This window comes from Paracoccus sp. SM22M-07 (assembly GCF_001887735.1).
Classification (GTDB): Bacteria; Pseudomonadota; Alphaproteobacteria; order Rhodobacterales; family Rhodobacteraceae; genus Paracoccus.
The window spans coordinates 58,501-70,581 of sequence record NZ_JPKW01000013.1; the positions used below are offsets into that span (position 1 = coordinate 58,501).

A 12,081-nucleotide genomic window follows, 5' to 3' on the forward strand; every position below is an offset into this window, starting at 1 on the left:
GGGGCCTCAGAACAGGTCGGCCGGCTCGGCCGCGGCAAGCTTGCGCATGGCCAGCACGCCGGACAGGGCACAGGCGAGGATCGTGCCGATGAAGACCGCGATGGCGCGCTCCGCCGTCATGAAGATCGGGATGTTGGTGAGGTACGCCAGCGTCTGGTATAACAGTTCAGAAAATACCAGCCCGGGCCAGAAGCCGATGGCGGCAAGGATGATCGCCTCCTCCAAGATGATGCCCAGAAAGAAGCCTTGGCGGAACCCCATGGCCTTGAAGGTCGCGTATTCGCGAAGGTGATCGGCGACATCGGCCAATAGCACCTGGTAGGCGATCACGATCCCCACGACCATCCCGATGACCACGCCAAAGGCGAAGATCAGGCCGGTCGGACGTTCGGTCATCTGATAGCGCACCTCCTGCTCCATCGCGTCGGTGACGGAACGGATGCGGACCGTGTCCGGCGGGTAAAGTTGCGTCAGTTCGGCGGCGACCCGCCCGGGATCGGCGCCGGGCGCAAGCGCCAGCAGGATATGGCTGGGCGTGGCGGATGTGCGTTGCGGAAACAGCTGGAAGAAGGTCTGGTCCGAGACGAGGAACACGCCGTCGCCGCCGAACCCGCCGCCGATCGACACCGTTCCGACCGCGCCAAGCTGGCGGTTCTGCATCTCGAAGGGGACCGGCGCCTCGGGGGTCGCGTCGGCAAAACTGCGCATGTCGACGAAGCGGGTCAGCGTGTCGACCAGCGCCGTATCCGACAGCGACAGGCTGATCAGCGGCGCGGCCAGCGCGTCGTGGAAGAACGGCCCGGCATCCGGTGCGATGCCGAAGAACTGGATCGACGAGGACGCCTCATACCCCGAGATCCAGGTCGCGCGGCCCATGTAGACGGGCGTTCCGCCGGTCACGTCCGGATGGACCAGCGCCTGGAACAACCGCTGCCGCGGAAGCGTCGCCGCATCGGACAGCGACTCGGATTCCGCGGGTGACACGATCAGAAGGTCGGGCTGAAACAGCCGATAGGGGATGGCCACCGACTCGGCCATCGATCCGGCCAGACCAAGCTGCACGAAGACAAGCACGTTGGCGAAGGCCACTCCGGCCAGGGCGGCCAGCAACCGGCCGGGGTGGTGGGTAAGCTGGAGATACCCGATCGGCAACCGGCCGAGGAGACGCGTGAGGAAAGCCGTCATTCCGCGGCTCCTTCCGCAGGCTCGGCGACTGCGATCCGGGCGACGACCTCCAGGTTGACGTAAAGGGCAGCACGGGCGCTCGACGCCTCGTCCAGGGCCACCGTGACAAGAAGGACGCGCGCATCGGTGTTAGCCGCCGGATCGTCGGCGGTCACGCTCTGCCGTCCGACCAGCGTGCCGATGCGCGCGACGGTTCCCGTCAGGGGGGCATCGCCAAGAACGCCCGAGACAAGCGAAACCGCCTGACCGACGGCGACCCGTGGAACCATCGTCTGGAAAACCTCAAGCTCGGCCTCCATCCGCGCCGTGTCGCCCATTCGCAAAAGCCCGTCAGCCGGCGGCCGTTCTCCCGCACGGGCGGCCACGTCGATGATCGTGCCAGCCTGGGGCGCCAGGACATGGGCCCGGTCGAGGTCGCGTCGCGCCTGTCGGACGGCGGCCTCTGCCGCCGCGAGATCGGCTGCTGCCAGCGCGATGTCCACCTGCTGGCCGTCCGGTCCCGGCCGATACCGCATCAGCGAGGCCTGAAGCCGGCCAAGATCGGCGCGGGCGATGTCGGCGGCCCGTTCGGCATCCTCAAGGACCGCCTGCGTGGTCGTGCCCCGCTCGAAGAGGCTCCGCACCCGTGCCAGTTCACGTTCGGCCGCGGCAAGGGTCACCTTAGCACCCCGGATCTGGGCGTCGAGTTCGGCTTCTGTCGCCTCGACCTGAAGCTTGGCCTGAGCCAGCGCGGCACGACGGATCGCAAGCGTGCTTTCGGCGCTGGTCAGAGCCGATTCGTAAAGCGCGAGACTGTCGAGCACAGCCAGTACATCCCCTTTCGCGACGATATCGCCCGCGCTGACCATGATCCGATCGATGCGCGCGTCGCCGGCCCCCTGCGGCAGCGCGACCGAGACGATTCCGCCATCGGGTTGCAGGCGGCCCAGTGCGACGACATCCCCCGTCGCCATCGCAGCAACGCGCTCGGACGAGGGAACCCGATCGACAGGCGGGGCTATGGGCTGCCGGGCGCCGGCGCCGGGTTCGAGCCGGGTCCAGTCGAAGACGGCGCGCAGGGCGGGACCTTGGAAGTAGAGACCGAGGACACCGCCGAGGAGGAGAACGAAGACGAGTGTCAGAAGCCGCAGGAGCGACGGCGCGCGGCGCCGGGCCGGCTTCGACTTCCTTGCGCCCTTGCCGGTCTCGAGCAGCGGCAGGCCATCCGCCGGCGTTGGATCTGTTGCGGGCGTGTCGCCTCCGGACATGGAGCTTCCTTCAAATCTTCCGTGCAAGCGAATTGCAGCAGCGGTGGGAATGGGTAGATGCCGGTGCTGACCCCTTCATGGCGGGCGGCGGCACGGTCACGACGGATGGTGGCGCGCCCGGTCCATTGCCGGCGTCGGGCGCCGCCCTTCCGCGTGACGCTCAGCGGCGTTCCTCCGCAAGCGCCTGGATTTCGTCCCGCGTCACGGCCCCGTCGCCGTTCTTGTCAAGGCGCTTGAAGACCTGCCCATAGGCCCCGGTGCGGACGACCATCGAGGCACGGCCCAGTTTGTCATCCGCATTGCGCTTCATCAGCAATTCGAATTCGCTCAGGTACAGCGCGCCGTCGTTGTTGGTGTCGGATTGCAGGAAGTTCTCGATCAACGCCTGCCGGTCCGCGTCCGACATGTCCTGCGCCTGAGCGGCAGAGACAGTAACGGCCGCAAGGACCGCGATGGCCGGAAACGCCTTGGTGAAGGACTTCATGTGCCGTTCCTTTTCGGTTGCAAAACGGTGTGTGGGAGGGTGACGGTCACCGCACCAAGGTCAGCGGCGGCATCAATGCCGGTCAGATTGCCGGGGGACCGCGCCGCGACGCCGTCAGCGCCCATGGCAACGCCGCGATGCAGTTCAAGAACCTGCGCCTCTGCCGGGATCGCGCCAACGCCCGGCAAAAGCAGGCTATGAGCAGAGATGTGCAGAGCATCTATCCGACCTTGGAAAACGGGATCAGTTGACGTTCGAAGTGCGGCGCGAGCTTCCCGATCCGGGGCGCCACGTCATCTCCGTTCGATGCGCAGAAATTGAGGGCGCGCGATTTCAAGGGTGTTTCAGAAAGCTGCCAAGATGTGTCAAACCATGTCACGGGGCGCCTTCTGCAACATCCTGAAACATCCCCGAGCTGCCCGCAGAACCGCAACCGTGACAGGGTGAACGGCATGAGCGTCAGATTGGACAAAGTGATCGTCGTCGATGACGACCCTGAACTGCGCGCGTTGCTGCGCCGCTTCCTGTCGGGACACGGTTTCGAGACGCGCGCGGTGGACGGTGGCGCCGCGCTGGACCGCGAGCTGTCGCGCAATCCGGCGGATGCCGTCGTCCTTGACCTCATGATGTCGGGCGAGGATGGGTTGGCAATCTGCCGACGCCTTCGCGCGGCGGGCGACATGACGCCGATCATCATGCTGACCGCGCGGGGCGACCCGATCGACCGCATCATCGGGCTCGAGTCCGGCGCGGACGACTATCTGCCGAAACCCTTCGAGCCCCGCGAACTTGTCGCCCGTCTTGCGGCGGTGCTGCGCCGCACGCGGGGGCAAGGCTCGTTCCCCACGGATGATATCGTCACGGTCGGATCGCTTCAGATCAATTTCTCGACCCGGACGGTGATGCGCGGCGGCGCAGCCATCAAACTGTCCGGCCGCGAATTTGCCCTGCTCGCGGCCCTGGTCCGCAGCCGCGGCCGCCCGCTCAGCCGCGCCCAGTTGATCGATCGCGCATTGGGGCGCGATGCCGAGGTCACGGATCGCGCGGTGGACGTGCAGGTGGCGCGGCTGCGCCGCGCGATCGGCGACCGGGCCGATGACCCCGAGCTGATCAAGACGATCTGGGGCGTGGGCTACGTACTGGTGGCCGACGGTGCTTGATTCACTGTTCAGGCAGAACATCGCGGTTCTGGCAGCCGCCATTCTGGGCGCGCTGCTGGTGTCGCTGGTGTTGATCGCGGGCCTTGTCCTGCGCCCCCAGATTGACCGCTCGGCGGCGGACACGGCGCAGATGATCCGCAGTCTTGACCTGTCGTTCCGTCAGATGGACCCATCCCAGCAGATCGACTTCGCCGAGGCGCTGCGCGCGACCGAATTGCCCGATGTTCTGGTCGCCGAGACCGCGCCGCAAGACGCGAACCTCCAGCGCAGCTGGCACTCGACGCGCTTCCTGCGCGTGTTGTCTGACCGGCACGGGATTTCCGCGTCGGACGTTCTGGTCGACGCCGAGGGCCGTGTCTGGGTCCGCATGATCACGTCGGATCGGCCCTACTGGCTGTCGCTTCGTACCTTGCCTGCGACCGACCCGATCGCCGGTCTCGCGGTGGCGTCCGGCATCGCCCTGCTTGCCGCGCTTGCTGGCGGCATCGCGCTGCAACGTCGCATTGCCCTGCCGCTGAAACGCCTTGAGGACGCGGTGGGCCGCATGTCGAAACCGTCAGATGCCTATGACAGCGACATCGAGGGCCCCCGGGAAATCGTCGCGGTGTCCCGCGCGCTGACAGGGATGTCCGAGCGGCTGCAGGCGGCGGAGGCCGACCGGGCCCTGATGCTGGCCGGAGTCAGCCACGATCTGCGCACGCCGCTGACCAAGCTGCGGCTGACGCTGGCGATGCTCAGGGACTCTGACGCCGAACTTGTCGCCGGGGCGGAACGCAACGTGCTGCGCATCGAAGACATGCTACGCCAGTTCCTCGACTTCGCGCGCGGGTTCGAAGCCGAAGAGACACGGGCGGTGCCGCTGAGGTCCCTGTTGCAGCAGGCCATCGAGTCCTGCGCGGAGCCGGCAGCGGTCATGCTCGATGCGCCGGCCGATGTCGTGATCGAGGTGAAGGAGGCGGCCCTGCTGCGCGCGCTCGACAACCTGCTGAGCAATGCGCTGAGGCACGGCAAGCCTCCGGTGACGCTCCGCGTCCGGACAAGAGACAGGGCTCTCACCATCGACGTTCGCGATGCAGGGATCGGCCTTTCGCCCGAGGCCGCGGGGGAACTGATCCGCCCCTTCGCCCGCGGAAACGCCGCACGCGCCGGAGAGGGAACAGGTCTGGGGTTGGCCATCGTCGATCAGGTGGCCAAGGCGCATCGGGGAAAGGTGGACTTCGAACAGGACGCGCAGACCTTCACAGCCCGCCTTCGCCTCCCCCAGGCGGTCGTCGCCTGAGCGCGATCGACGCTGTCTGTGGCGCCAGCAGGCTCTGTCCGGGACCATGCTCGCGGTGGCCGCTCGGCCTCACGCCTGACCGCTTTCGTCTTTTGCTGCAGGCGCCACGCCGCGCGGCAGAAAGCCCGCTCTGTGCCCTGCAGCGCCATCCGAACGCTGACGAAGACCGCGCTATTGCAAAGGCGGCAAACGGCAGCTTGGCCTAGACAGAAAAGTTTGCCCGCTCGGCCTGGCTGCGTCAGGCACCAAGGTCCGTTGTGGGCAGCTACACGGCGGCATCTCTCAGGTTTCAAGCGGCCGCTTAGGGCCGACCTCGCCCTTTCCCTCGATTTCGCATGAATGTCGCGGACTACCGCATAAGGCAGTGATGCATCTGCTGCCCCATCCGTGCGTCTCATGCGCTTAGTCGGGTGTCCCGGATATGCCGACCCGGTGGGGAGCCGAAAAGGCGCCCGTAGTCTCGAGTGAATTGCGGCACGCTTTCGTATCCGACGACGTGCGCTGCATGGCTGATCGCGGCGCTTTGGACCAGCATCAGGCGGCGCGCCTCGATAAGCCGCAACTGCTTCTGGAACTGCAGGGGCGAAAGAGTGGTGATGGCGCGGAAATGCTGGTGGAACGAGGATTCGCTCATTCCGGCCACTGCGGCCAGGTCGGCGATACGCAGCGGATGGGCGTAGTCCCGGCGGATCAGGGCGACCGCGCGAGCGATGCGATGGGCATGGCTGTCGACCCTGCCGAGCGCCCGGATCGCGGCGCCATGACGACCCACCATCAACCAATAGTGCAATTCACGCAGAAGAGCCTCGCCCAAGATCGGCTGCGCAGTGGGACGGTCCAGAAGGCGCATCAGGCGCAGGGCCGCATCGGCAACATCCGGGTCGGCCGGTTCGATACGGACCGTAGCGGTATCGCCTCTTTGCATATCGGCTTCGACCGCAAGCTCGGACAACAGGGCAGGATCAAGCTCCAGCGCCAGCGCGTAATAGGGATTTGCCGGGCTTGCCTCGGTGATCTCGCTGATGGTCGGCACGTCGGCGGCGATCACCAATGCCTCGCCGGGACCGTATTCGAAGCTGACAGTGCCCATCGTGACCCGTTTGCGCCCCTGAAGGCAGATCGCGATGAGAGGCTTCTGCACCGCGACCTGCAATTCGCCGGGACGGAGTTGCCGCACAACCCCCAGGCCGCGAAACGGCGTCGGTGCATGGCCGAACCGATCAGCATGGGCGTCAGCGTGGCGGCGAACAAGGGTAAGGAGGCTTGGCATCGATCACCTCGGACGGCGGGGCTTGAAGCATCAGGCAACAAATGGGCCCGGCACGCAAGTTTCCAGCCTGAACTTCGTCGCAATAGGCAAAAGAGGCCGAGAAACAGGCAACAACTGTCAGCAGCAATCACCCATCTTCTCCTCATCCGCTGAAGACAAGGATCAGGACATGAACAAGATAGCATTGGTCACCGGCGCCAACCGTGGCCTTGGCCGGAACACGGCCCTTTCCATCGCCCGTCGTGGTGGCGATGTTATTGTGGCCTATCGAAGCAATGTCGCACAGGCCGAGGACGTCGTCGCAGACATCGAAGCACTTGGCCGACAGGCCGTAGCCATGCGGCTGGACATGTCGGAGCCGTCTGGATTTCCGGCCTTCGCCACCATTCTGCAACGCAGTCTGCATGACGTCTGGGGGCGCGACAGCTTCGATCATCTGGTGAACAATGCCGGCCATGGCGAGTTCACGCCATTCGCGGAAACCACCGAGGCGCAGTTCGACGGGCTTTTCGAAGTTCACGTGAAAGGCGTCTATTTCCTGACACAGGCCTTGCTGCCATTGCTCGCCGATGGCGGACGGATCGTGAATTTCTCGACCGGCCTGACAAGGTTTTCGGCAGAGGGCTTTTCGGCTTATGCCGCGGCCAAGGGTGCGGTCGAGGTGCTGACCCGCTACCTCGCGAAAGAGCTTGGACCCCGCGGCATCGCCGTAAACACAGTGGCACCTGGTGCCATCGAGACGGATTTCGGCGGCGGCATCGTGCGCGACAACGCCGAGGTGAACGCGCTCTATTCGGGAATGACGGCCTTGGGCCGCGTTGGCGTGTCAGACGATATCGGCCCGATGGTGGCAAGCCTGCTGTCCGAGGACAATCGATGGGTCACAGGACAGCGGATCGAAGTCTCGGGCGGACAGGCGATTTGAATCAGCGGTTTCGGCGTCGGCGCGGCTTTGCGCTGACGCCGTTCAGGTGCGACACTGGTAGGTGACACGTGCAATCTGGCCGCCCTGAAGCCTGACCCTGTTCGTGCCCGCGAAGGTGTCTGACGCAGTGCCGCGCAGGCCGAACCCTCCAACCTCATAAAGTCACGCCAAAACGTTCCGGCCAGTCGGTCTTGCTTCTGCTTCTATCTACGGCTGCAGGGAAGCTGCACGGCGAGACCTGGCGCGTGACGATCGTCCACAATAGGTCGACAGCAGTTGAAGGGTTTGGGCTGCGCACCGAACAATCCGACGGTGAGGTCTTCCATCTTTGACCCGGTGTGCCGGCGGCTGCTTATTTGCGGGCTTTGTATCTGCTTTCCAAGGACCACCGGACGGAGTAGGCAGTCTGATCCTTGGAGTTTGGGGCAGATCATGGCGCAGAATGCCACCATATACAAAATCGAACTGTCGATCTCTGACATGGATCGCCACTATTACGAGACCCATAAATTGACCGTGGCAAGGCATCCTTCGGAGACTGACGAGCGGCTGATGGTCCGTATTCTCGCCTTCGCCTTGAACGCCCATGAGCATCTGGAAATGACCAAGGGACTGTCGACGGACAACGAACCCGACATCTGGCAGAAGAGCCTGAGCGGAGAGATCGATGTCTGGGTGGCGCTTGGACTTCCAAGCGAGAAGGTCATGCGTCAGTCCAGCAGCAAAGCCGCGAAGGTCATCGTTTACCCCTATGGTGGCCGGGTTGCCGACATGTGGTGGGACAAGATTAAAAACAGCACCACCCGCTTCGAGAACTTGCAGATCATCAATTTCACCGAGGCCGACACGGCCGCATTGGCACAGCTGGCCAACCGCGCGATGAAGCTTCAGGTCAATATTCAGGACGGCGACGTAATGGTCAGCGTCGATGAGGCGGTCGTCTATGTCACGCCCGACATATGGAAGAGCGCAGCATAGCCATCCGCAACCTATCGCTAGCGCCGGATCAAGGGCACCTTGGGCGAGGTCAGCCAACTTCATCGCGCCGATGTCCGCTTGGGGCAGGCTACACAGCTTCGCCAGTCATCGTGACCGGGGGCAGCTATGGTCCGTCCGGTGATTTCCTTACCTAACGGCACATTTCGGACGATTATCACGTGCTGGGTGCCGCCGTGCAGCTTACCTGAAGTGGCCGTTCATAGATGCAGCGGGATCGATTGGCCGGAATGCTCCGGCTTACCGCTTGCGCAACCTCGTCGAACGTCGCCTCGATAAGTTGAAGAACGTTCGTCGGGTCGCCACCCGTTACGCCAGGAGCGCCGAAAGCTTCATGGATATCATCTCGATCCGCCTCTCGCTCCGTTATGTGCCAACATGACCTGGCTCCAGCCATGCCGCCCAAACAGATGATATTATGGCCCGCGCGAAACCTATGCGTCGCCTTCGACACTTCTCAGCGCCCCTTCGACCAACATGACTGCGGCGCTGACGCGCGCCATGCCCTGGGACCTTCGGAAGAGCTGAGCAGCTGACTCAAGCCTCGGGGTTATTCCGAAGGTTTGTCGCTGGCTGGTTCGCGTTTCATCTTGGCGGGGTTCATTACATCGAATTCCTCCGGGGCATGAGGAACGCCCTCATGTTTGCCTTGGCCATTCTCGCGCTTGGGGGCGGGCTGTTCGGGGTCCGGCCTTTTTTCAGTTGTCATGTAAGCCTCTTTTCTACGGTCAGATCCGCAAACGCTTGGAGCGGACACGTCGACGTCTACGAGATCAACAAGCGACGTGTGAGGTGCCCCTAGTTTCCTAGACGTCTGCCTTGTTCAGTTTCTGCCGCCTGGCTTCGAAGTCAACGGGCGACAGCATGCCGTTGTTGGTATGCTTGCGCTTCGGGTTTTAGAACATCTCGATGTATTCGAAGATGTCCTGTCTTCCTTCTTCGCGGGTCTGGTATGTGCGGCGGCGGATACGTTCCCGTTTCAGAAGCTGGAAGAAGCTTTCCGCAACCGCATTGTCATGGCAGTTCCCGCGGCGGCTCATGCTGGCCTCCAGATTGTGCTGGCCGAGGAACAGCTGCCACTCGCGGCTGGTGAACTGCGATCCCTGGTCAGAATGGATCATCACCTTGGCCTTGGGTTTGCGCCGCCAGACGGCTGCAAGCAGGGCCTGCAACGCAAGGTCGGTTGTCATGCGGGACTGTGCGGACCAGCCGACCACGCGCCGCGAGAACAGATCAATGACCACTGACAGATCTAGCCAACCCTCATGGGTCTTGATGTCGGTGATGTCGGTCACCCAGAGTTTGTCGGGCGCATCCACCTCGAACTGCCGGTCCAGCCTGTTGGACACGACAACAGCAGGCTTTCCGCCATACCGCCCAGGACGGCGCCTGTAGCCGACCTGGGCTAGGATGCCTGCAAGGCTGGCCAGCCGGGCGACCCGGTTCTCGGAGACCTGCTCCCCCTGATCGCGCAGATCGTCAGCCAGCTTGCGATAGCCATAGACCTTGCCACTGTCGGACCAGGCCTGCCGGATCAGTTGCATCTGGCGCATATCGTCCTGCGCACGGCGACTTAACGGTTCCTTAAGCCATGCGCAGAAGCCGGAGACGTGAATCCGCAGCACCCGGCACATGGCCCGGACGCTGAACTCGGCCCGATGCGCCTGCATGAAGGCGTACTTCACTTTGCATTCTGCGCGAAGTACGCGGCCGCCTTTTTCAGGATGTCGCGCTCCTCGGTCACTCGCGCCAGTTCGCGCTTCAGCCGACGGTTCTCGGCCTCTTGATCCACACCAGGCTTCTTCGGCTCAGGATCGCCAAAAAGCTTCATCCACTTGTAGAGCGGATGCGTGCTGACGCCCAAGCGCCCGGAAACCTCCCGAACAGCATATCCTCGAACCGTGATCTGATGCACCGCGTCCCGCCTGAACTCGTCACTGTAATTGCTTGTCCCCATCTCGGCCTCCTAGCCTCAAACTTAGGGGGCAAAGCGTCTACAAATCTAGGGGCGCCGGGCTGGATCGAGACCGAGGCCTCGATCCGACTGGCCGAACGCGTGTCGTCCGAAGCGGGCACCGATGTTGAGGGGGCGCGGCAGATCATCATCGACAGCCTGGGCGGCATTCCCATCGGCCGTCCCACGCGCCCTGATGAGGTTGCCAACCTGATCGCCTTTTTGGCGTCGGATCGGGCCGCCAGCATCACCGGCACCGAACACGTGATTGACGGGGGTACGGTGCCGACCGCGTGACGTTTTCCCGCGCCTGCCCGGTCGCCGGTTTGGTTGTACCCGAACCTTTCGGAGTATTTCCGTCTCAAGGTCACCGAACTGGCGGATACCTTGAGCGATCCGGAGATCCGGACGCGGGCTTTGGGAATCATCCGTGGTCTGATCGGAGCTGTCACTGTCCACGTTACACCCGAGGGCATCACGCTGGATCTTGAAGGGGCGCTCGCAGCCATAATCGGCTTGGCACAAGGTCGAACGGCAAAAAGCCTCCCGTGCGGGAGGCTGATAAGCTGTTGATGTCTTTGTTGGATCTGGTTGCGGGGGCAGGACTTGGCCTTAACTGAACTTTTTACGTCGTGAACCGATCGGATACGACTTCTATGCCTTGAAGCCACATCTTAATAAAATTGTCCTTTTGCTATCAGTCAATTGTCGCTCTCATGCCGCTGCAGGCTGTACGTCGGTATTCCGCGCCGCGAATTTGGACCATCAGCGTCGGCAGCGAGGAGGCGGGCTCAACCAGAGGCCAAAAGTCATTCAGCTATACCGTCGAGGTGAAATGCTTCAAATGAACGGCGGAACGCAGTTGTTCGCTGGTCTTGCCCCCGTTTCACCGGACACTCAGGCGGTTTCGGTTTGAGCTGCAATGAACTCGCGGGGCGATCGCATCTTCAGCCCTGAATGCGGGTGAGTGTCGTTGTAGTCCTCGATCCAGCCTCCGATCAATCCGAGAACGGTTTGGGCGTCTGGCAACGGCGTCACTTGGACGTAGTCGCGCTTGAGCGTCTTCACGAATGCCTCCGACGTGCCATTGCTCTGGGGGCTCCGGACCGGGGTGAAGCAAGGCTTCAGACCAAGGTGGCGGGCGAAGATCTGCGTATCCTTGGCAATGTAAGGTGAGCCATTGTCGGTCAGCATCTCGACGACCGAAGGCGCACGGTATGTCTCGAAGCGATGCTCGACGGCCTCGAGCATGATGTCGCGGATGTCTGACCCGCTGATCCCGGCATTCACCACCGCACGCCGGGCGATGATTTCGCGCTCGTGGGCGTCGATGATGAAGGCACCGCGGACGATATCACCGTTCCAAGCCGGGTGAACTCGAAGCCGTCCGAACACCAGCGGAGGTTCGAGCGCATGACGATGACCTTGCCGTCGTGGACATGCTCGGGCCGCTCCGTATATCTCCGCGCCAGCAGCAGGCCGTGGGACTGCATGATCCTGTAGATCCTTTTGTGATTGACCGGTGCCAGGCCCTCTGACCGCAGCTGGCGGTTCAGGATCGCGGTGATGCGCCGGCAGCCA

At 63.4% G+C, this 12,081-nt stretch carries 10 protein-coding genes and 3 pseudogenes; 7 read left to right on the top strand and 6 right to left on the bottom strand.

Translation table 11 applies throughout. The annotated features are described in order from the left end of the window. Positions 1-6: 6 nt before the first annotated feature. The 3 genes from IE00_RS16225 to IE00_RS16235 all read right to left on the bottom strand — a co-directional run bounded on the left by IE00_RS16225 (position 7) and on the right by IE00_RS16235 (position 2,916). Complete coding sequence (locus tag IE00_RS16225; RefSeq protein WP_072298243.1) at positions 7-1,185, bottom strand: FtsX-like permease family protein; 1,179 nt, start codon at positions 1,183-1,185, stop codon at positions 7-9. After that, complete coding sequence (locus IE00_RS16230) at positions 1,182-2,432, bottom strand: efflux RND transporter periplasmic adaptor subunit (protein ID WP_072298244.1); 1,251 nt, start codon at positions 2,430-2,432, stop codon at positions 1,182-1,184. Before IE00_RS16230 ends, IE00_RS16225 begins: the two co-directional genes overlap by 4 nt. 160 nt (positions 2,433-2,592) lie before the next feature. Next, positions 2,593-2,916 (bottom strand): EF-hand domain-containing protein, encoded by a 324-nt coding sequence (locus IE00_RS16235; RefSeq protein WP_072298245.1) that lies wholly within the window; start codon positions 2,914-2,916, stop codon positions 2,593-2,595. A 29-nt stretch (positions 2,917-2,945) separates the two neighbouring features. Here IE00_RS16235 and IE00_RS16240 point away from each other — a divergent pair, with 29 nt between their 5' ends. The 3 genes from IE00_RS16240 (at position 2,946) to IE00_RS16250 (ending at position 5,355) form a co-directional block, all read left to right on the top strand. Then, positions 2,946-3,167, top strand: a complete 222-nt coding sequence (locus tag IE00_RS16240; RefSeq protein WP_139291499.1) for a hypothetical protein — start codon at positions 2,946-2,948, stop codon at positions 3,165-3,167. A 222-nt stretch (positions 3,168-3,389) separates the two neighbouring features. After that, positions 3,390-4,076, top strand: a complete 687-nt coding sequence (locus IE00_RS16245) for a response regulator (protein WP_240493950.1) — start codon at positions 3,390-3,392, stop codon at positions 4,074-4,076. Next, positions 4,069-5,355, top strand: a complete 1,287-nt coding sequence (locus tag IE00_RS16250; protein ID WP_072298248.1) for a HAMP domain-containing histidine kinase — start codon at positions 4,069-4,071, stop codon at positions 5,353-5,355. The genes IE00_RS16245 and IE00_RS16250 overlap by 8 nt, the downstream gene beginning before the upstream one ends. Positions 5,356-5,749: 394 nt before the next feature. Here IE00_RS16250 and IE00_RS16255 read toward each other — a convergent pair whose 3' ends face one another. Beyond that, the gene (locus IE00_RS16255; protein WP_072298249.1) at positions 5,750-6,625 is read right to left on the bottom strand and encodes an AraC family transcriptional regulator; all 876 of its coding nucleotides are present in this window, start codon (positions 6,623-6,625) and stop codon (positions 5,750-5,752) included. Positions 6,626-6,647: 22 nt separating this feature from the next. Here IE00_RS16255 and IE00_RS16260 point away from each other — a divergent pair, with 22 nt between their 5' ends. From IE00_RS16260 to IE00_RS16270, 3 genes and pseudogenes are all read left to right on the top strand, one after another. Beyond that, entirely contained in the window at positions 6,648-7,550 is a 903-nt protein-coding gene (locus tag IE00_RS16260) for an SDR family NAD(P)-dependent oxidoreductase (protein WP_240493946.1), read from the top strand. A gap of 432 nt (positions 7,551-7,982) precedes the next feature. Further along, positions 7,983-8,528 carry a YaeQ family protein gene (locus IE00_RS16265; RefSeq protein WP_072298259.1) on the top strand — a complete coding sequence of 182 codons (546 nt, stop codon included), beginning with the start codon at positions 7,983-7,985 and terminating at the stop codon, positions 8,526-8,528. Between the two features lie 259 nt (positions 8,529-8,787). Further along, positions 8,788-8,928, top strand: a pseudogene (locus IE00_RS16270) (IS5/IS1182 family transposase); the annotation flags it as partial. A 424-nt stretch (positions 8,929-9,352) separates the two neighbouring features. Here IE00_RS16270 and IE00_RS16275 read toward each other — a convergent pair. Continuing rightward, a pseudogene (locus IE00_RS16275) lies at positions 9,353-10,503 on the bottom strand (IS3 family transposase). Between the two features lie 99 nt (positions 10,504-10,602). Between IE00_RS16275 and IE00_RS20670 the strand changes: the two are divergent. Beyond that, positions 10,603-10,797, top strand: a complete 195-nt coding sequence (locus IE00_RS20670; RefSeq protein ID WP_240493947.1) for an SDR family oxidoreductase — start codon at positions 10,603-10,605, stop codon at positions 10,795-10,797. A 600-nt stretch (positions 10,798-11,397) separates the two neighbouring features. On the opposite strand, the pseudogene IE00_RS16290 reads toward IE00_RS20670, so the two are convergent. Next, a pseudogene (locus IE00_RS16290) lies at positions 11,398-12,081 on the bottom strand (IS3 family transposase); the annotation flags it as partial.

What these genes read in the sequence shown, in the direction of transcription:
- IE00_RS16225 (WP_072298243.1), bottom strand. Translation starts at nt 1,185, where the DNA reads ATGACGGCTTTCCTCACGCGTCTCCTCGGCCGGTTGCCGATCGGGTAT.
- IE00_RS16230 (WP_072298244.1), bottom strand. Translation starts at nt 2,432, where the DNA reads ATGTCCGGAGGCGACACGCCCGCAACAGATCCAACGCCGGCGGATGGC.
- IE00_RS16235 (WP_072298245.1), bottom strand. Translation starts at nt 2,916, where the DNA reads ATGAAGTCCTTCACCAAGGCGTTTCCGGCCATCGCGGTCCTTGCGGCC.
- IE00_RS16255 (WP_072298249.1), bottom strand. Translation starts at nt 6,625, where the DNA reads ATGCCAAGCCTCCTTACCCTTGTTCGCCGCCACGCTGACGCCCATGCT.
- IE00_RS16265 (WP_072298259.1), top strand. Translation starts at nt 7,983, where the DNA reads ATGGCGCAGAATGCCACCATATACAAAATCGAACTGTCGATCTCTGAC.